General features: G+C 44.1%; 13 protein-coding genes. 8 read left to right on the top strand and 5 right to left on the bottom strand.

Translation table 11 applies throughout. The features are described from left to right. Window positions 1-58: 58 nt before the first annotated feature. The 4 genes from BP27_RS0106605 to dptH all read left to right on the top strand — a co-directional run bounded on the left by BP27_RS0106605 (window position 59) and on the right by dptH (window position 8,853). The gene (locus BP27_RS0106605) at window positions 59-334 is read left to right on the top strand and encodes a hypothetical protein (RefSeq protein WP_027847923.1); all 276 of its coding nucleotides are present in this window, start codon (window positions 59-61) and stop codon (window positions 332-334) included. A gap of 602 nt (window positions 335-936) precedes the next feature. Then, the gene (gene dptF / locus BP27_RS0106600; protein ID WP_160169826.1) at window positions 937-2,493 is read left to right on the top strand and encodes a DNA phosphorothioation-dependent restriction protein DptF; all 1,557 of its coding nucleotides are present in this window, start codon (window positions 937-939) and stop codon (window positions 2,491-2,493) included. A gap of 242 nt (window positions 2,494-2,735) precedes the next feature. After that, window positions 2,736-3,812: a DNA phosphorothioation-dependent restriction protein DptG gene (dptG, locus tag BP27_RS0106595; protein ID WP_211251292.1), complete on the top strand. Its 1,077-nt coding sequence runs from the start codon at window positions 2,736-2,738 to the stop codon at window positions 3,810-3,812. Further along, window positions 3,793-8,853 (top strand): DNA phosphorothioation-dependent restriction protein DptH, encoded by a 5,061-nt coding sequence (gene dptH, locus BP27_RS0106590; protein WP_027850877.1) that lies wholly within the window; start codon window positions 3,793-3,795, stop codon window positions 8,851-8,853. Before dptG ends, dptH begins: the two co-directional genes overlap by 20 nt. 422 nt (window positions 8,854-9,275) lie before the next feature. Here the strand turns inward: dptH and dndE are convergent, their stop codons facing one another. From dndE to dndB, 4 genes are read right to left on the bottom strand one after another with little or no spacing between them, the layout of a single operon-like run. Next, the gene (gene dndE / locus BP27_RS0106580; protein ID WP_027850876.1) at window positions 9,276-9,617 is read right to left on the bottom strand and encodes a DNA sulfur modification protein DndE; all 342 of its coding nucleotides are present in this window, start codon (window positions 9,615-9,617) and stop codon (window positions 9,276-9,278) included. Next, window positions 9,617-11,569 (bottom strand): DNA sulfur modification protein DndD, encoded by a 1,953-nt coding sequence (dndD, locus tag BP27_RS0106575; RefSeq protein ID WP_027850875.1) that lies wholly within the window; start codon window positions 11,567-11,569, stop codon window positions 9,617-9,619. The genes dndE and dndD overlap by 1 nt, the downstream gene beginning before the upstream one ends. After that, window positions 11,566-13,287 (bottom strand): DNA phosphorothioation system sulfurtransferase DndC, encoded by a 1,722-nt coding sequence (gene dndC, locus BP27_RS0106570; RefSeq protein ID WP_027850874.1) that lies wholly within the window; start codon window positions 13,285-13,287, stop codon window positions 11,566-11,568. The genes dndD and dndC overlap by 4 nt, the downstream gene beginning before the upstream one ends. After that, on the bottom strand, window positions 13,277-14,365 hold the full coding sequence (dndB, locus tag BP27_RS0106565; protein WP_027850873.1) for a DNA sulfur modification protein DndB: 1,089 nt from the start codon (window positions 14,363-14,365) through the stop codon (window positions 13,277-13,279). Before dndB ends, dndC begins: the two co-directional genes overlap by 11 nt. 119 nt (window positions 14,366-14,484) lie before the next feature. Between dndB and dndA the strand changes: the two genes are divergently transcribed. Next, window positions 14,485-15,606 (top strand): cysteine desulfurase DndA, encoded by a 1,122-nt coding sequence (gene dndA / locus BP27_RS0106560; RefSeq protein ID WP_027850872.1) that lies wholly within the window; start codon window positions 14,485-14,487, stop codon window positions 15,604-15,606. Between the two features lie 456 nt (window positions 15,607-16,062). Here the strand turns inward: dndA and BP27_RS0106555 are convergent, their stop codons facing one another. Then, entirely contained in the window at window positions 16,063-16,572 is a 510-nt protein-coding gene (locus BP27_RS0106555; protein ID WP_027850871.1) for a UvrD-helicase domain-containing protein, read from the bottom strand. 213 nt (window positions 16,573-16,785) lie between these two features. Between BP27_RS0106555 and BP27_RS15485 the strand changes: the two genes are divergently transcribed. From BP27_RS15485 to BP27_RS0106535, 3 genes are all read left to right on the top strand, one after another. Further along, window positions 16,786-17,127, top strand: coding sequence for a helix-turn-helix domain-containing protein (locus tag BP27_RS15485; protein ID WP_051610409.1), 342 nt, complete (start codon window positions 16,786-16,788; stop codon window positions 17,125-17,127). Then, window positions 17,105-18,379, top strand: coding sequence for a type II toxin-antitoxin system HipA family toxin (locus BP27_RS15480; RefSeq protein WP_051610407.1), 1,275 nt, complete (start codon window positions 17,105-17,107; stop codon window positions 18,377-18,379). Before BP27_RS15485 ends, BP27_RS15480 begins: the two co-directional genes overlap by 23 nt. Before the next feature lie 578 nt (window positions 18,380-18,957). Then, window positions 18,958-19,656 (top strand): plasmid recombination protein, encoded by a 699-nt coding sequence (locus BP27_RS0106535; protein WP_027850870.1) that lies wholly within the window; start codon window positions 18,958-18,960, stop codon window positions 19,654-19,656. Window positions 19,657-19,746 lie beyond the last annotated feature (90 nt).

The following is a 19,746-nucleotide window of genomic DNA, read 5'->3' as shown; positions in this document are numbered from 1 at the left end:
TGCATTAATCGACCCACGCCACCCTCAGCGACAATCAAGCCTGTAGAGAATAAGTACCATGAATTTTGAAGGTTTTACACTGGATCAGTTACTTGAACTGAACCATCTAATCTGCCGCCGTATTGACGAATTACGTGAAAAAGAAACCCTTCAGGCTTTAGTTAGGCTGCATGTAGGCATGAAAGTAACCTTTGAAGCCCGAGATGGGATTAAGGTGGGTTTAGTAACCAAAATTAATCGAAAAAGCGTGATAGTGTTAGGCAAAGACAACGATGGGCGTAAACAATACAAAGTCTCCCCAGAGCTTCTGACGCCACTTAAAGAAGTTAAATAGCTTATTTTAGGTATGAGTCAAGAACGCCCTAGAATGAACGTTTGCTCTGGGACTGCTGGCCGGTAAAGCCACTCAATAACTTTTGGGTAGTGTTTACCCGGATTCTGCGAGCGGCGGGCATCAAGGACGTCGATAATGTCTGTCAGCATACGCTGCGCCATATCACGGTGCTGTAATGAACCTGCATTTTTTAGCGATGTTACGCAAGTTTAATCCGGCTTCTCGGAATGCAAAAATCTGGTATCATTGTGCTTAAGTCAGTTGCTGGTATGCCATACCTGCTTCACTTTGGTTGGTAGAGAAAATTAGAAGGTTACCGGCACTGGGTCTCCTTCCTGTACCCTGTGATGTAGTGTACTCTTGTTTTATGAAACCAAGCACCAGAGGTTGATGCTTAGATTTGCATGACATGCCCATATAGTTGGGTTCAACAAAGATTTATTTTCTGTTTAAATAGAGGAATTTATCACCATCGGATGGAGGGATGCGTTTCTGTAATCCAATTTCTTTGTCCGAATTGTTAAGGATTAGGCCGAATGCGATTAAGGGGATCTCTTTCAATTCTCTCAAAGTCGTCTCCATACGCCGTTGCAACTGACAATATGGGACGTATCTATACAGAATTGGACACTTTCAAAAAATATCTCTACATCACAACAAAAGTAGAGCAAGCAATATCAAATACTTTGAAAAAACTGTCACCAAATGAGCGGAAAATTATTTTTTTATGTGGCAGTAGTGGTGACGGTAAGTCCGCAATTCTGACTAAGCTGAAAAGTAGCTATGAAACTTTTGTTTCCTTCCACTTAGATGCGACCCACAGTTTTTCTCCACACGAGGATGCTATTCAAACATTGGACAGCGTTTTTCATAAGCATGATCAGAAATTCAAACCGTTAGTTGTTGGCATCAACACTGGAATGTTGGGTAATTATTCTCAGGAAGGGGCAAACGAGCGCATTAAATCTGCCATTGCAAAGTATTTGGAGACAGGTGAGCAGCAAAGTGACGTGCATTTTATTAACTTTGAAGACTTTCCAAAGTTTGAACTAGATGATTCTGGTTTACGAGTTAAGTTTGCTGAAGAGTTACTAGACAAACTCACCAGCAACTCAGAATTGAACCCGTTCTACAAGGCTTGCCAGTTCACAAAAGAGAATAAACCTAGCCTGGAAGAGCAAATACTTATTGCCAATTACGAGCTGCTTTGTCTATCTGCAGTTAAAAAAACTGTGATTGAGCTGCTATTCAAAGCACGAGTCTATAAAAATCAGTTTTTGACAGCTAGAGCATTACTCGATTTCATTTTTGAAATGCTTGCAGGTCCTCGTTACTTAATGGATAACCTATTTGAGGGTGTAGAAAATGAGATTGGCCAAAAATTGGCAGACTTTGATCCTGCGAATATTCGCACCAAATCAGTAGATCGTTTTATTCTAGCTGCAAACCTAGGTATTCATGAAGAAGCCTTCGATCAGTTTGAATCTGATGTGACAACACAGCTCAGGATCAATCTAACCAATACAGAGAATAATGCTCAGTCGTATCTTCGTTTATTTTACTTGTTGATGCCTGAACCGTTTTCAAACGACTACCACAAAGAGTTCAGCGAAGCATTTTCCGACGAAGACTTGTCTGGTTACATCAAGCTATATCGCCTACACATGGAAGCCGCAAAATATGAAGATCGACTTGCTGTTCGGGACTTTTACAGCAAGCAGCTGCGCCCAGCTCTAAGACACTTTAATAACCGCTCAGGCCGCAAGCTAGAAAAAAATCAGTATCTCGTTTCTGAAGCGCAAGGCTTTGCTATTGCCGCCAAGATCGACATCAAGTTTGATCGCATCAAGTTATTAGAAGCCATTCAACGCGACCAAAATAAAGCGCCTAACATTTCTCACTTTGAAGCTCACATTAGCGTGAATAGTAACCCAGCAAGCATTTTAGTAAACGCTAACCTATATAAGCTGATCAACAAAATTAATGATGGCTACCGGCCAAACAGGCACGACAAAAATGCCATTATTTTGCTAGATGAACTCAATGATGATATTGCACAAATTGCCAATCAATCTAACACACTGCAGTTCATTACCGATAGCAAAACAATATTAGTTGAGCAAGTCGATAAAGATGAATTTGAAGTGAGCGGGTTATAGCAATGACTAACATGTCAACGATTAAATCAGGCGAGCTCAAGCCGCCAGCAAGTAACTCGGTTAGCAGCTTTTTGTACTTGCGCACCAAGCCAGAGCATTACAGCTTCGATTGGAATGCCGTAGCAGGGGGGGTTATTAAAAGCCTCTATAACAAGAAGCTTAAAGGCCTGACGCTAGAAGAGTTTGAGCAGAAATGTGCCGACAACTTTCTTAGTAAGCTAGATGAGCCATCTTTCTGGGATGTGCTTAAAAAAGCCTACTTTGACAAAGGTATGTTACTCAACGTTGCACCGGAGCTAGCAACGCTTCGCGGTAACGAAAAAGAAATGGATAACAACACCAAAAATCTAGGTAAGCTCTTTACTTCACTGCTTTGCAAGCACCAACTCGAGAGCTCAAATTCAGGGCGAATGAACTTCATTGAACGCGAATTTAAGGCTTTATTTGATCAAAACACAGAAGCGAATAAGCCAACGAAAGCAAGTGAAAGCACAAGCTATTTGCCATTTTTGAGTGAGCTTTTTGCGCAAGACTTGGATTTTATGAACAAGCGCCCACAATACTTTATGGCGAATCTCAACAGCTTTGCGCGCCTATATGGCTTTTTGTACACGGCACAAACGGCGTTAAATATTCGCAATTGGCAAGCTGGTGAGCCAACTAGCAAGCGATGTTATCTCATTATTGATACTGAAAAAGCGGGAAGTGAGCGTAATAAGTTGCAACTATCGGGATTTAAGCATCTTCGTGAGCAGCTAGAGTACCTGTTCCCTTATTTAGCGATGAGTGAGTCATTGCAAGAGAAAGACAGCATTGCGCCACTATGGCAGCTAGCACAAGCGCTGCCCGAGGATGATAGCGAGCTGGCCGATCGGTTAGAAAAATATGCCAAGCTATTTATTAAAAAGCGCAACCTGCCAGAAGACACAAAAACCTGTGCAAAAACGCCTGTAGGTTGGCTAAAGGAACTCCTGAAGCTCTCTCATATGCAGTTTCATAAGTCTAACTCTCGTCACAAATATAACCAAGATCTCGTTAAAGGGCAGATTCAAGCGTTGAGCGAACCATTCGTTCAGTCGCGTGGGCGAGCGGGGCAGGTGTTGGTTATCAATCAGGATTACCTAGTACTGCTAACCAATTTAGCAATTGGCGAAAAAGACAAGCTGCGCCTGCACGAACTTATTAAAGCATTTGAAGCACGTGGTATTTGGTTCGATAAACAAAGCCAGCAAGCACTAGTCGCTTTTTACGAGCGCATGGGTAATGTAGAACGAATGAGTGACAGTGGGGACGCAGTGTATGTCAAAAAAACAGTTTGAAGAATTCCTTGTTGATCACCTTATTTCTTGGGCAGAAAACTCAATTGAAGCGGGTCATCGTTACCAGTTTACATCACCCGATGCTGAACGCAGCAAAGCCCTTTATAAAGCACTTGTAAGCAAAACAAATGGGTGTCGAGAGGTTAAGGACACTAGGCTTGCGTTTATTGAAGTTGGTCAAAGTAAACTAGTGCCAGTGTTTCATGCCGATACCGATGGCTACACCGAAAACTTCATTTCGCACTTACGTGATGAAGTAGCCTCACAGCAAGGTGCTTTACGTGGCTGCGCTCTATTAGTCATTCATGACTCAATGCTCGATACCCTAATCAACTCAGCAAAAGATGTCGCCCAAGAAGGCAATATTTGGAACCCAAGTAAAATCAAAAGTCTATTGCATGAGCTTATTGATCAACGTGATCCAAAAGCCAAAATTTCTGAATGTTTGCTCGAGTTTCAGTTTGAGCAAGTTGTGGCCGACGGTGCCACAATGTTTGGTTTTAAAGCGCTCTACGATGCCATCGCAGATGGTGACTTACGCTTTGACGAACTGGGCATGCTTAAAGATGACACCATTATCGCCTGGGATGACCCAAAACAAATTGAAAATCGTTTGCGCGAGAACCAAGCGATTAGCGAAAAGCTGGATTTCTATGCCGAGCATTTCCCTAATGAGCTGACGGATAAACTGGCACAACATGACTTAAGCGAAGACTTTGTTAAGAAAAACTTCCCCGAAGACAACGTAACAGCCTACAAAAAAAAACTTGAGTTTGGTGCACTTAAAGAAGAGCAAGATAAAAACAGGTCCGACCTGCTTGAGCTCGAAAAAATGTCAGCCACAGGTGGGGAACTTGACGAGTGTAGTGAAACTGATAAGGGCGCTGGTTTACGTAAGCACCACTTAATTTTGGAAATTGACCAAGAACAAACCCACTGGGCAATCGATACAACGTTCCTAAATGCCAAGTTAAACAACAGTAATATCAAGCTGCAGCACACGGGCAATAAAGCACAAACTGCTGAAGCTTTTGGCGATATTCAATTCAAGCTTAATAATGCTGGGGGTAAGCGGTCTTGTTTGACCATTGAGGGTAGCGCAACTGGCAAAGCTCGAATGTTCTCGGTGCAAATAGATACCGGCAAACCAAAAGAGAAACACTACCTTCGCATTTTGATTTTACCAAAAGATGATTTCTACCTAGAAGGTTTCCGTAATAATTACCTGCTGGAACCACAAAAAGATCGTGTGACACTTCGCACCGACGAACACTCCCTCAAAATCGCCGAGCACGGCAGTACCGAGGTTATGACCGACAATGAGCAACTGTTTGATGCACAACTGGTTGGTTCTGTCGATTTTAAAAAGCTGGCGTCTGAGTCAGATGAAGTAACGTTCGAGGTGAAAGGCAAGTACAGCACACTTTGCTTTAATGTAGAGGGTGCAGTTGATGCCGATGGGCTGACCTACCCAATTTTGTTGGACCAATCGCGCCATTCATTACTGTTTAACGACGACTACTACGGCTCGTTTAATTCGGCTAAAAACAAGGTTCAGTTAGATAACAAAGAAGTGGCACCTAAAGCCAAGCGCTTAACCTTGCTCCAATACGAGCACAGGTTATGCGAGCTTAAAATTCTGGCCATCAAAGATAACCAAGCTGAGCTTAAGCTAAGTGATATTCTCGCGAAAGCGCCTGATTTATACGATGCTTATTTGGCTTTGTTTAACTACCTGGAACAGCGTAAGAGCTTACCAAGTTTAGAAGGTTGGGGCCCAAGATTTCGTGCGCTGTGCGATGCCGTGGCAGAGCAATACATTAGTGCACTGAACGCCATTGAGTTGAACTCATCGCTAACGCAAGATCAGAAAGACCTTCTTGCAATTGGCATTGCACACTTGGGTGATGATGAGCAAACCCAAGAATATGTAACGCCATTCCACCCTATAGTACTTGCTTACAACTCTAACTTAGCCGCTCGCCTTGCTGAGGATCAGCAAGCAGAGCAGGGCGCAAGTTTTAAAGATTTACCCAAGGTCACTATTCAGCGTTTGGCAGCGCAGGGGCTGTTGCCATATCTGTTTGATGCCAAGAATAATTTCTCGTTTAACATCGGCGAAAAAGAAAATGCACTTTGGTCGCGTGTAGTGCCGCAAAAAAACAGTAACTACGACTTTGTTCGCACACTGGTGAAAGACAAAACGTCCAAGTTTGTCACGGCTTTTGGTAGCTTATTTATCGCTGGTAGTAAGTCGCAGCTAATCGTCAACTCGGTCAATAACCAAGACAACCAACATGTGTTTATGGGCTTGGTTGATTACGTGAAAAATAGTAAGGGCATACTGCCAGCTATTCACGTAAATATTTACGACGATAAAGAGCAGAGAACGCTGTTTGACGAGTTTGCCGACACTTCAAGCTACGAGAAGCTAAAAGAGCTTTGCGAACTAACGAAAGGCAAAGCCAAAGAACAAGCCGATACCATTATTGATGTACTGCGCACACAGCTTACCTACAGTAAGTTTGAGCATGAAGATGCAACAGAGCATAAGTATGCGCATATCACCTTCTTTAAAAATAACGAGCTTGTATGCAGCACCGATGTAAACGTTGGAGAGCAGCCAAGTGGTGTTGTGTCTGCGGGCTTAATGCCTGGCGAAGCAGCGCATAACCATAATGGTGATTACTTCACCTCATTTGGCTTAAAAGATGTTTACATCGAAGATAACTTAGCACTGCAAGTAGCGAGCAAGGTAAATGGGCTGCTTAAACCGGCGCGCCGTAACGGTGAGCAGTACACCGACTCTAAATCAATCGCGCTAGTAGTGAGCGACACTTTCCGCCAACATCTCGAAGTGGCCTACGAAAACTCGATTTGGACAACAGTTATCGACCCTAAAGTGACGCTCGATTTCTTTGAATCACAAAAAGATGTTGTGCTGATTCATTACTCAGATAACTACACCAACTCGGTCAACTACGACGCCATTACCGTCACCAAACAAACCGACCTGTACCACAAGGTTTTAGAGAACGATAACGGCGGCCACATCGAAGAGTTCAACGCCTTTAACGGCGAATGGCTGCTCAATATGGTGACCGCTGGGGCGAACGAGCGTAAAGAAAAGCGCGGCATTATTAGCGCATACAAGTATGTGAACTGTCTGTTGGCAGATTCACCAATTACCTGGGTGCCATTGTCGATCGCTGAGATTATTCGCGTAGCGGGTAACCTTGGCCTAAAAATGTCTGATTCAGACTTCTCGCGTAATGCGCAAGGTATTAAGAAAGGAGCAATCTCAGACGACATTCTGTTCGCTGGTTTTTATGAAGATCAGCTGATTCTACTACCTGTCGAAGTGAAAACAGGCAGACGCCAAACGCATAGCAAGGGCGTAGAGCAAGCCAAAGAGCTAAAACGCTACTTCACCGAGCTGCTAGGTCAAAACACCTTTGCTGGGCACCTGTACCGTGGTTTGTTTATTCGCCAAGTGTTGATGCAAATCGACAAGTACAAGCTCTACAATGTTTACAAGCCAAATTACTTTGACCCAATTACCTCGCGCACCGCTTGGTGGCTCAATGGTGCCTACAGCCTAACGGATATTCCGAACTACCCCGAAGCCTTGGTTGTTGTGAACGTTGAAGACGCTGACTTTTCCACAGCGCAGTTCACCCCTGTACTCAACACGCTGAAAATCGAACTACCAGCTGGCTGTTTAACCCACTGGGTTAAAACCAAATTAGGCGAGTTAATATCTAGTACAACGCCAGCATTACTGCAAAATATTCCTGAAGAGTACATTCTAAAAGCTGACTGCATGAATGGTGTTAAACCAAGTGCCGCCACAGAAAGCGTTCAAACTACTGAGGAGTTCGAGCAAGATAACGACTCTGAACTGTCTTGCGAGAAGGAATCAAAAGAAGACTTACCGGTAGTGGAAGACCAGACTACATACGCCCAAAAGCAGCGTAAGCAAATGCCAGCCGCTGAATTAGAGCGCATTTACCAGCAGGTCATTAATTGCTACTACAGCCACAGTATTTCAGTTTACAAACCAGATGACGGCCCTGCTTACATTGAAGGCCCTGCATCTATATTGTTCCGTGTTGCCATCGATGTTGGAACCGATCCAAAGCGTCTATTTGACAAGTCGCAATCACTCAAGCTGGTGTTGCGGCTTGAAGAAGAGCAAGAGATTGGGTTCTCAATCGCCAAAGGCACGGTAAATATCGACGTACCAAAGGCACCAGAGCAGCGCTACTTTGTAGATCAGCATGATATCTGGGCGCCGTACTGGCACCGCCCAGAAGAAGTGCTAGAAGTGCCTATCGGGGAAGACCGAAACGGCGATGTGATTTCACTAAACTTTTCATCCTCTAACTGCCCGCACCTACTAATTGGTGGCACTACGGGCAGTGGTAAGTCAGAGGCACTTAATACCATTTTGTACGGCATGGTCAAACACTACAAGCCAAGTGAGCTCAAGCTCATGCTGATTGATCCTAAGGGCACAGAGTTAAACAACTTTGAGCGCTTCCCGCATTTGCTGGGTGAAATCGGCTGGGATGATGAAGATGCCATAAAGCTACTTTCGCATGCAGTAGAAGAAATGCAAACACGATATTCGCTATTTAAAGAGCTGCGGGTTCGTTCATTGTCAGAATATAACGCCAAAGTCTCACCCGAACAGTGTATCCCTTGGTGGGTGCTTGTGCTCGACGAGTATGCCGATTTAACATCGGATAGAGACAAGAAAAAAGATATCGAAGCCGGGCTGAAACGCCTAGCGCAAAAAGCCCGTGCTGCTGGTATCCACTTAATTATTGCAACACAAAAACCCAGTGCTGATGTGATTAGCACCAACCTTCGTTCAAACCTGCCAGCACAATTAGCACTACGTGTGAAAAACGGCACTGAAAGCCGAGTGATTATTGATGATGCTGGTGCAGAAACTTTGAACGGCAAAGGGGATGCTTTCCTTAAGTATGAAGGGAAGCTGGTTCGAGTGCAGTGTGGGCGGGTAAGTACAGGTTAAGTGTGCATGAGAAGCTGTTATTAACTGTCGTTTGGTGGGGTTTATTATTCATCTTTGATTCGGAGTAAATGATGTTAAGGCGCTTAAGTTTTAAGGGTGAATACTTCACAGGGCAAGATAATTTAGTTAATGAATTCTATAAGCCATGCTTCAACTACTCTGCAACTTATGATCGTTCCGTTGGAGCTATACGAGACGATGAAAGAGCCAATGTCTATTGCACAAATACATATTAAAATTAAAGAGTTAACGGGATTAGAAGTTGATCGAACAATTACAAGTCTATTAGTTAATCAAGGCTATATCTATAACACGCTGTCTAAAACTTGGTTTAAATAACCATCTTATAGGAGCGACAGCTAACATTTTTCTACGGTATATTAAAATAGCCGATAGGTTTGACTATCGGCCAAAACCCACCGCTAGCAGAGTGACTTGCTATAAATTGAAATGCCACGATTTAAATGGAGTTTCAAATAATCAGCACTTTTTAATCCATGTTGATCATTACTCATTGATGAGTAGGTTGCTAAAAGAGCATGTAGCACTTCAGAGAACTCCCCAGCAAACACCTTCCAGCTCATTTCAACATTACTATCTGAAGGAATATCTTCATACGGCGGAGGGCTATCCTCCGCTAATGAAAGGCACAGTGCCCAGCGGCATAGCACGTTCCAGTTTTCGATGCCTGTTTTAGCTTTCAACCTAATCAGTTGCTGCTTCTGTTTTTCTGATAAACGGATTGTCTCAATGGTATCAGTCATTAGAAGTAACCCTCTGAAATGGTTGAAGAGCGCTCAACGTGTTTAAAATCAATTAGGTATTCACTGTTTACACGAGGTTTTAGTGCTTGGTAGTACTTCCCAACGATTTCTTCGTCGGTCGAAAGCAGCAGTACCTGCTTGCCAGCAAACGGAAAGTAGTTTTCGATCAGCTTGGTTCTATGCTTACCATCTAAGCGACCCATTGGTGTGTCGATAACCGTTGGTAATTCTTTACCACTGGCTTCTGCTAAGCCCCAGAGAATCGCAACTGATAGGAGCTGACGCTCACCGGCCGATAACCTACCTGACTCTATGGGGTTGCCATTGGTGCCGAATAGCGTGATGGCAAAATTATGTGGTGAGATTTCTAGACGGCTAATCAGTTGCTCTTTACGTCCTAGAATATCGAATTTTTGTTTTACCAAGGTTTGCAGGTGTTCGATGTTTTCGGCGACAAGTTGCTCGCCAAAACCACGCAGGGTGCTCTTAATATTACTGATGTGCTCGCTAACACGAATGGTACGTTTTTCTTCAAAGCTATCCTTATTTTGCTGAGTTAGCAGATTGTTATAACGTTGGTCGGTGGCAAGTTTACGGTATTGTAGTTGCTCCTGTAGCAGCTTGTAGCGCTGTAACTCCGAATCCAGAATGGTCAGTGCAGCTTCTTTATCTGCTAGGTCTTTAAGTATGTGTTGAACAGACTCATAATTAGGAATCGTCTCTAGTTGCTTTTCTAAGTTGCTTTGCTGTTTTAGCAATGCTTCTTTTTCGGTAACCAGCTTCTGATACTGAGCTTCTTCTTGCTCTATACGTTCATCTAGGCCGTTAAAAATACTGATATCGGTATTTAGGTAGCACTCAACATTTCCAAGCTCATCTAATTCTTTTTGCTTAGCTTGCATAGCTGCTTTGGCTGCTTCAATTGCTGTAGCAGGTGCATTGGCGAGAGCTGTTAGCAATGAATTGTTGTAGCTGGTTATTTCGGCCTGCAGGGCTTGAGCGCGTTTTGCACGTGTTTCTAGCTTGATCTGCACTTTCGTTTGTTCAATGAGATCTTTAATTAATCCTAAAGGGCGAGCTCCGGCAGCCAGTTTAACTTGCTCAGCACGATTGGCTTTAAGCTTTGATTCAACAGCGCCCAGTTCAAATTTAATTTCGTCACGCTTTTCAATAAGGTGAGCACCAGCATTACGCACGGCTTCGCGTGCACGGTTCACGGAAATATTGGCATCGCTGAGGTTGTGTTCAATATCAGCAATATTTTTTTTCACTATGTTGAGCTCGGCGTTAATTTTACCAAGCTCTTGTTCACATGCGGCTACCTTTTCTTTTACAGAGCCATCAACGTTGCCAGCTTTTCGCTTTTTGTCAAGCTGGGTGAGGTCGATCTGTAACTGCGAGAGAACATCAAGCCCCAGCAGACTTTCAATACCGGTACGAATCATATCGGCAGAGCGCTGTGGTTGAGCTAGGTCTTCGATTTTTTCACCATCGAAAAAGAAGAGCTCTGATAGGCTAAGCGGAATAAATTCGCTAACAAAATCATCCCAATGATCGCTTAGGTGCTGATCGAGTACTTTGTCACAGAATACTGATATGTGGTCCTTGCCTTCATCATTGTGAACTTTCCAGCGACGTTCGATGCGGAAATGACGCTCTTTGTTGTCGGTACGGTGAGTAAAAGACAAAGAGATGCCTGAGTCTTCCACATCTGGCGCTTCGTGGTTTTTGCAGCTCGCTAAAAACTTACTATAGGCTTTTCCAGGGCGGTTAGAGCACTTAGCATGCTTACCATATAGTACAAGCTGAATAGCATCCAAAAAGTTCGTTTTACCGCCACCATTGAGTGCACCAAAAAGAATCACAGGTTTACTCTCGGTAACACGTAAGTCAACGCTATGTTCACCGCGGTAAATGCCAAAGTTTTTTAGAGTTAACGATTCGAAGATCATGGCTGTTGTAGTTCCTCATCGACTTCATCGTTGTCGGTAGCGATGATCAACGAGCTATAGCCAACTTCTTTGATAGATTTTGTAATCAAGTTAATTTGTTCGTTTATTTTGTCGTGCTCATCTTTCAAGAGCGTTTTATCTTCACCTGTTTTAGCTTCAGCAATCTTTTCGACAAGGTATCGACGCTGAATCACAAGTTCGTTGCGTTTGCGGTCCAGTGCAAACTCTTTCGCTTCTTGCAGGTTAGTGAATGCACCTTTTTCTAGATTATCGTTTAGCTCGGCAGGAAGGTTAGCACGGCGAAGTTGGTTGCGGTGTTTGGCTGCAATAGCAATAGTAGAACGCACTTGTTCATAAACCAAACCATCAGGATCTTCTTGGCTTTGCGCAATGTAATCTTTAAGCTTGCTCATCACCTTGCTATTAAGAATAGGGTGGTGGGCGCGACGTTCACCTGGGTATGGCAGGCCTGTAACTTGTTGGTAAATAACGGGCACACGATCTTCGATTTCTAGCTTTTCTTCTAACCAGATGTTTCGAATAGCTTCTAGCTCTTCTAGTGGAAGCAATTCTAAGTTTTTTACTTCTTCTGGACCTGCTTGCTGTACAGCTACTTGGGCTTCCAGTACTTTACCTAGCAGGTGTTCCCGGAAATGCTGGCGATATGGTCCAGGCACAATATCAGCGCCGTGCTTTGATATATGTACCGTCAGATTGCCATTCATTCGACGAAAGTCACGATTGGCTTTATCACGACGTAGTTTGTCTAGCTTTTTCTCGTGAACAGGGTCGTTCACGTCAATTTCGTTACGTAGCTGCAGTAGTGGGTACATCCATTCCTTTTCATCATCGTTAGCGATCATCGCTGACATCGATTTATCTTCTGAAACCATGGTACATACATAGCAGCCAAAACGACTATCACCGCAGCTTTGTGTGCTTTTATCAACGACCAGAGGGCACTCACCGCCATCGGTCGCGCCTTGGTACATACCCATTAAATCGTAGTTTGGGAAGTTCCATGGGTTGTTTACAGAGTTGAGGTATACCCAAACATCATCATTTGTCCACTCAGCGATCGGTGTGTAAACCCAAACACGATCAAGTGAGCCATTAGCAGTTAAACCATCAGCCCGTCGCGTGTTGCTTTGATTACTTTCATGTTTTTCCATGTTGGCGGCACGAGCAGAGCTCTCGGCTTTACGTGTGCCCAGCACCAAAATGGCTTCACCTCGTTTATCAACCAAATTGGTGATGAACGTATTTGATGGTGAAATTTTAAGGCGATCTGTACACCAACGAAATTTTGGGCGTGGTGCAGGGTAGCCCTTGCCTATCAAATTGACCCAAAAACGATCTTTAACTGCTGGAGTCAAGCGGTGAGGCTTAATAGGCAAGCCTTGTTTTTCCGCTTCGTGATGCATCTGATTGAGTGACTTTTCAACCCACATCGAAACAATAGGGTTTTCTACCAGCGTGTCGGTACTAATAACGTGCACATCTTTGTGGCATTTTCCTTCCGCTGCAAGCTCCTGCACCGCGTACCATATAAGCTGCAGAATAGCGGTGGAGTCTTTACCGCCACTGTAACCAATTACCCATGGAATGTGGTCTGACAAATAGAGCTTTTTAATATGCTCGATACTGCTTTTAATAGTGTCTTTGAGGCCTTTTTCGTTAAAAGCGGAATAGACCTGAACTGAACTTTTATTGTTCATCGCTTTCGCCTCGGAATCTGTCTTCAATTTTTTGCTGCTCTTCATTAAGCGGTAGTTCTAAATGCTTTTTAAGGGCATTTACAGTAAGCATGGCAGAGTTTTTGCTGTGATCCATGCGGCCGTTTCGGTAACAGCGATCCGACCAAATTCTGCTAGAGCGGTCCCAGTTGATGCCAGATAAGCCTTTTAGAAGTGCTTTCCAGTTTTTGTGTTCTGCTATTAATTCACGGCCCAAAATAGCGAAACTCTTCAGGGCAATAGCTGTGAACAAAATATAATGTTGGCGATCGGCTGGTTTGATCTCGTGATTTTTGGCTTGCTGCCATAGCGGCAAGTTGGCAGCCAAGGCATCCCAAAACCTGATTGCTTTCTCCGCTTCGCTTCTCCAGTTTTGGTCGTCAACCTTGTTACATAGCTCTAAACAGGCAAGTTGCAATGAGCTGAGCATAAATAGCTTAGCGGATCGTTTGCTCAGCCGCGTATCACTGAGTTCAACAACGCCATCAAAGAATTTACTTTCAGTTGCAATGCATTTGGTGAATAGGTCTTCTGCTGAGTTACCATAAACCACAGCCAGCGATTTACTGGTTGGTACAGGGTAAAGATTTAAGTCGCGGAAGACTTTTTGGCGTTGCTCTAGGTTTTTACCAACGAAGAAAACAACTGAAATGGTTTCGTTACCAAGACTTGGGTCTTCTTCAAGAGCTTTTTGAATCGCAGCACTACGATGCTGGCCGTCCGTGAGGTAAAACTCGGCATCCTCATCAACGGTAAGTGTGCCAATTTTAGAGCCATGACCATGCTCTGCTATAGGCGTAAAGCTGGCATCGCCATCAATACAGGCAGTAACTGACGAGAACGTGTAGTCCTCACGGTTATCATGGATGTATTTGGTAATTTGTGGGATGCGTGAATGGTTCAATACGCGTTGCGCGCGCTCTTGCACGGCAAGCTCTGTTTCGTCAAAGGTGAAGATTTTTGTCAGCCTTTTGAGCGGACACATAACGATGTAATATTCACGACCTGCTTGTATACCTTGGATGGCAGGAAAGCTCATGCCCGAGATGATAATATCCATTGTTTCCCATGATTTTTAACGAAAAGATTGTTCGTAACATCAGAGCGCTATGTACGAACGAACAGATTGAGATGGTAACATAAAAACATCTTAAGCTGTTATAAATATAAGAGAATTTTATGACGACCTACCTAGATTTCTGCGCAACAACTCCGGTGAGCAAGCCGGTAGCTGAACTGGTTCATCAGTTTATGAGGGAAGAGTTTGGCAATGCTGGAAGTCGAACTCACGAATTTGGTCTTAATGCAAAGCGTGCTGTAGAGGTTGCTCGAGAGCAAGTTGCAAGGGTAGTTGAAGCCGACAAATCTGAAGTTATCTTTACCAGTGGTGCAACGGAAAGCAACAATATTGCTATTTTGGGGCTAGTAGACTTCGCAGCAGAAAGTGATAAAAAGCATATTATTAGTAGTCGAATTGAACATAAGGCCGTTATTGAGCCATTAGAGCACCTTGAATCAAAGGGGTTTGAAATTACGTATATCTCTGTAGGCGAGAATGGGTTAATAGATACCGATGAGCTGAAATTGGCACTTAGACACGACACGCTTTTAGTTACTCTAATGCACGTGAATAACGAAACAGGGTGTATTCAACCAATTAAAGAGATTTGCGAACTCCTCTCAGATCATGATGCTTACTTTCATGTAGATGCTGCCCAGAGCTATGGTAAGTTATCCGAAGAACTCAAAAACTCGCGAATTGATATGATTAGCGCCAGTGGCCACAAGTTGTATGCTCCTAAAGGAGTTGGTGCTCTTGTGACTCGTAGGCGTGGGTTTACAAAAATACCTCTTAAACCATTAATGTATGGAGGAGGGCAGGAAAAGGGGTTGCGTCCAGGCACATTAGCTGTTCCGTTAATCGCTGGTTTTGGCCTTGCGTGTGAAATTGCCTATGATGAGGCGAAGGACTGGCTCAAGCAAACAGCTTTTAAAAAAAATGTCTTGAAGGCCGAGCTATCGGAGTTAGGAGCCATCGAAAATGGTGAGAATACGTCTCCTTATATTCTCAATTTTTCTATCCCTGGTATTAATTCAGAAGCTGCAATGGTGAGTTTCAAAGGACTTATTGCTGTTTCAAATGGATCAGCATGCACAGCCAGCAGCTACAAACCATCGCATGTTTTAACCGCAATGAACTTGGGGCATGAGCGTATCATGGGAGCTATCCGTTTATCTCTGTCCCCCAATTCTGATATTCCAGGTGGCGACATAGTCGCAGCATTAAAACGTTTGATATGACAAATAGCCTCGATTTCTGAACCCAAGGCCGCTTCTGTAATCTGTTTCATCAGGGATGTCAGTAGATTATCCTTACCGTTGAGACCTGTCCGGATTTAAGGGCTTTGGCAAAGCTCAAGATTTTTGTTCGCCGGACGTTGTAACGTTACAAATATCCACCTGACAAAGCCGCTGAAGCAGTAGAGCTTGTGTTAAGCAAGCAGAGTCATTGTCAAACTCATGGAGTAAGGCATAAAACATAGTCTTCCTTATCTCCAATACTTGTGTGGATTTACCACTACATTCTTGAAAGATGTGACCCCCTCTAATAATTCATCAATATCACAATTTACAGCACTTTCTGCAACTAAAGATTTTTCTTTATAGCCTATGGCAATTGACACAATATCGTCTTCAGTAAGTATAGGAGAGCAAATAAGTCTAATTTTCCCGCCACGATTAATGAACTCTAGGACATTAGGTCCAACAATTAAAAATACCGATTGTCAATGGCCATTTACTTCGAATCAAAGATGAATAATAAATCCAACCAAACGACAGGCAGTCGACCTTAAACAGCTCTTTGAGCATTCGTGCAAAGAGATTGCGCTGATCCCTTTCATCAAGCACCGTATGATCAGGCTGGCGACCACACTCTGCTGGATAAGCCCGAATAAACTGATCACCAAAGGCATGGAAGGTGCGTATCTGCATGCGGTCGGAGAGGGCGTTCCCAACCAACCCATCCAAGCGATTGCGCATTTCCTCAGCGGCTTTTTTGCTAAAGGTCAGCATCAGGTGATGCTCAGGCAATTTGCCCTCGTTAATCATGCGACCCGCTCTGGTGACAATCGAAGCGGTTTTGCCAGACCCAGCCCCAGCTAAAACTAACAAGGGTCCATCACCATGATGAACAACCCCTAGCTGGGGTACAGTCATGGTTAAACCTGTTTCTGGTGGTGGAGTGTCCAAAGCGGCTTGATTCATGGGAAAACCTCACTAAACAATTCGGTAGCACCCAAGCCAAACAATGCATTGGGCAATACCCCACTTTATAGCCACAGATGCATTGCTTGGTAGCAAGGTATTGCCCAGCTAGCTAGCAAACCATGCAATGAATAAAATAGTAGATCAATCATACCTAAGGGCTTATATTGATTGATACATCATCTATTTTGAATTGAGGGAGCTAAGAACGCTATGCAAACTAGGGTCTATATCTCACTAGAGGCGCAATACTTCCTTGAAAGTGCAGGCCAAAACATCGACCTTGCTAGAAAAAGACGCAAGCTACGAATTGAGGATGTCTGTCGACGCGCCCGTATAACGCCACAAACCTACCGTCGGCTAAGGGATGGTGAGTCGGGTGTCGGTGTTGGTGTCCTAATATCCGTCCTACAGGTTTTGAGCTTGGGTGATCACTATGGCGATATTGCCGATCCAGTTCGTGACAAGGTTGGACTGGATCTTGCTAAACTTGTTCACAACCAGAAAAAACGCATAAAGCTAGGGGTTTTAGATGAGCCGTCAACCGACTTCTAAGGTTTATATATTTGCTCAAACGCTAGCTGGCGAGTATGTACCTGCTGCTGTGCTTTCATCGGCCAATGGAAGCTATTCTTTTGGATATGCCAAAAGTTGGATGGCTCGTGGTGATGCCTTTGCTCTTGACCCTATAAATCTTCCTTTCACAGACTCAATTTACAGGGATAATTTTTTGTGGTCATGTTTTGATGACACGATGCCTGACAATTGGGGCAGGCGGGTGATCCTCTCTATCCATAAGGATCACCCAAAAAATCATCTGGAATGGATGTTAGCATCACGCGGCAGTGGCGTTGGCATGCTTGCTGCATCAGCAAGTCAGCATTATACACCGAAGCTCGCTAGGGTCGCTGAATTTGGTCAGCTTGAGCAGCTAATGCGTGCAACAAGAGCTATAGAACTCGGTGATTTTGATAGCCAGCTTTTTTCGCCTGAGCTACTCAAGGTACTTCAGTATGGGTCATCAATGGGCGGCGCTCGACCAAAGGTCACTGTTTCCCATGAAAACAAGGAATGGATTGCTAAATTTTCCAGAAATGATGATATTTTTAACCAGGTTAAAGCTGAAAAAGCCTGTTTGGAAATGGCTCGCTCAGCCGGTTGTCGTGTGCCAGAAGTCAAGCTGATCGATCTAGCAGGCAGTACCACGATTATGGTTGAGCGTTTTGATCGCCTGCCTAATGGGCAAAGACTTCATTACCTAAGTGCTAATGCAATTTTGAATATCCATAAAACTCGTCCCAACGATCAGCGTATGGGGTATCCTCATTTGGCTGGACTAACCCAAAGGCTTTCCTTTGAACCTGAGCTTGATCAAAAGGAGTTGTTTACTAGGATGCTCCTGAACATCATGGTGGGAAATACCGATGACCACCTGAAAAATCATGGCTTCTTGCGTGAGCAGAATGGTCTGTATCGGTTAAGCCCTATTTTTGATGTGCTTCCGCATCCTAGTCAACTTGATCAGCAAGCCATTCTTGTTGGAGAAAATGGACGGGAAGCATCACTGACAAATGCAATGTCTAAGGTTCAGGCTTTTGGACTGACAGAAAAAGAGGCGCTTTTAATTATTCAGTCGTGTGCTGATGTTGTTGATAACTGTCAAGTCTACTTTAGCGAAGCCGGAATGAATAACAATGACATTGCTCGGCTTTCCAATATTTGCTTACGAACCTTAGGTGAAGCAGAAAACCTAATTTCAGGCAGAGTTAACTTTGCTGAAGCCTACCCCAACTTACCTGAATGCTAAGACTGCAAATAACTTAGAGCCACCAAACTATAGTAAACGCCACTTCTGTATTAAGCGACAATTACCCTGGCCGGTCTAGTGGCTGGGTATTTCCTAACTGCTTTTGGCACTCCCTAAGCAACTCTGGCGCTTCCTAAGTGCTTTTGGTATTCCCTATTTTTTGCACTTGGGCATACCTAGCACGGCTAACTGCACTTTGGTTTCAGTAGCCGCCCAACTGATTTTAGGAGTTCCATCTTTTGCATTAGGGGTAACCCAGCACTGCTTTTTAGGAATGCCCACTTTTGGCACTGCCTGAATTAAAAAAGTGAGGTCGAAATGGGTGCTAGAATTTGAAGTTTTAGAGCCCTAGATTAAGTGGCTGGGTGAGCTTAATTTTGAGGTAATACCCTAACGACTAAAACCAACCCATTATCAGGAATTACCACCCGCAACACTAGGTTGAGCCAAAAACCCACATTAGGAACGTCCACCACCCCAAATCAGCGCCTCCCCGATATACAGAATAGGAGAAGCGAGATTTGAAAATCTCTAAATTTGAAATTCTCTAATTTCGGGGTTCGTGGATCAATAAGCAGATGGAGCAGTGCCGTTATGGTCGAGGTGGGCATTACCCCGAGGGTCGTCCACTAAGAAGTAACTCTGTGGCGCTAGGTACACTGGTCGCATCGCTACCCCAGCGTACTGAGGATGCGCCACAAGACCTTATTTACGACTTTAGGGAGCGTAGCCATGCTTGGTTTAACCAATGGCTAGAAGAACGCCAAATGCTGCTTCATGCCAGCATCTTGCACCTAGATGAAGCCTATCCGCATGTGCATGCTTGGTTCACACCCAACCTTGAGTTGATCGAGCAGGGTGAGTGGCCGCTTGGTCAAGTGACTTTTCCAAAGAAAGGTGTTTTGCATAACTTGCAGCTCGATTTTTTTGAACAGGTTGGTCAGCATTTTTATAGCCAAAGGGTTAAACCTAAATCTCAGCGAAGAAAGCGCCTTGATCGAAGGACTGCGATCAAGCTAAGGGATATGCCTGAAACCCTAACCAGTCACCCGATTCACGACCTAGGTTTTTTTAATGCCGCTTATGCTATGGCGAAATATGGTGAAACCAGAAGTGCAGAGCAGCAAGCAAACATCATGGATGCAATTAAAGAAGTGTTAGATATGGAAGCTGGCATGTCCAATCGTGAAGCTTTAATGGAATTGATTGCTGAGCATAGAGAGCTGAATAAAGAGAGAGTTTTGCAGGCAGGTGAGCACGCAAGAGGTAAGGGCTAATAGTGTTGAATAGGGGTGGCACTTGAAAACCGCTTCCCTGCACGTCTGCAGGTGCTTACTCGTTTTGCCTAGTGCCATCAGCGTCGAGTG

The organism is Marinospirillum insulare DSM 21763 (genome assembly GCF_000686905.1).
Lineage (GTDB): Bacteria > Pseudomonadota > Gammaproteobacteria > Pseudomonadales > Halomonadaceae > Marinospirillum > Marinospirillum insulare.
Note: the sequence above shows the minus strand (reverse complement) of the source record. Positions and strands in the feature narration are given on the sequence as shown.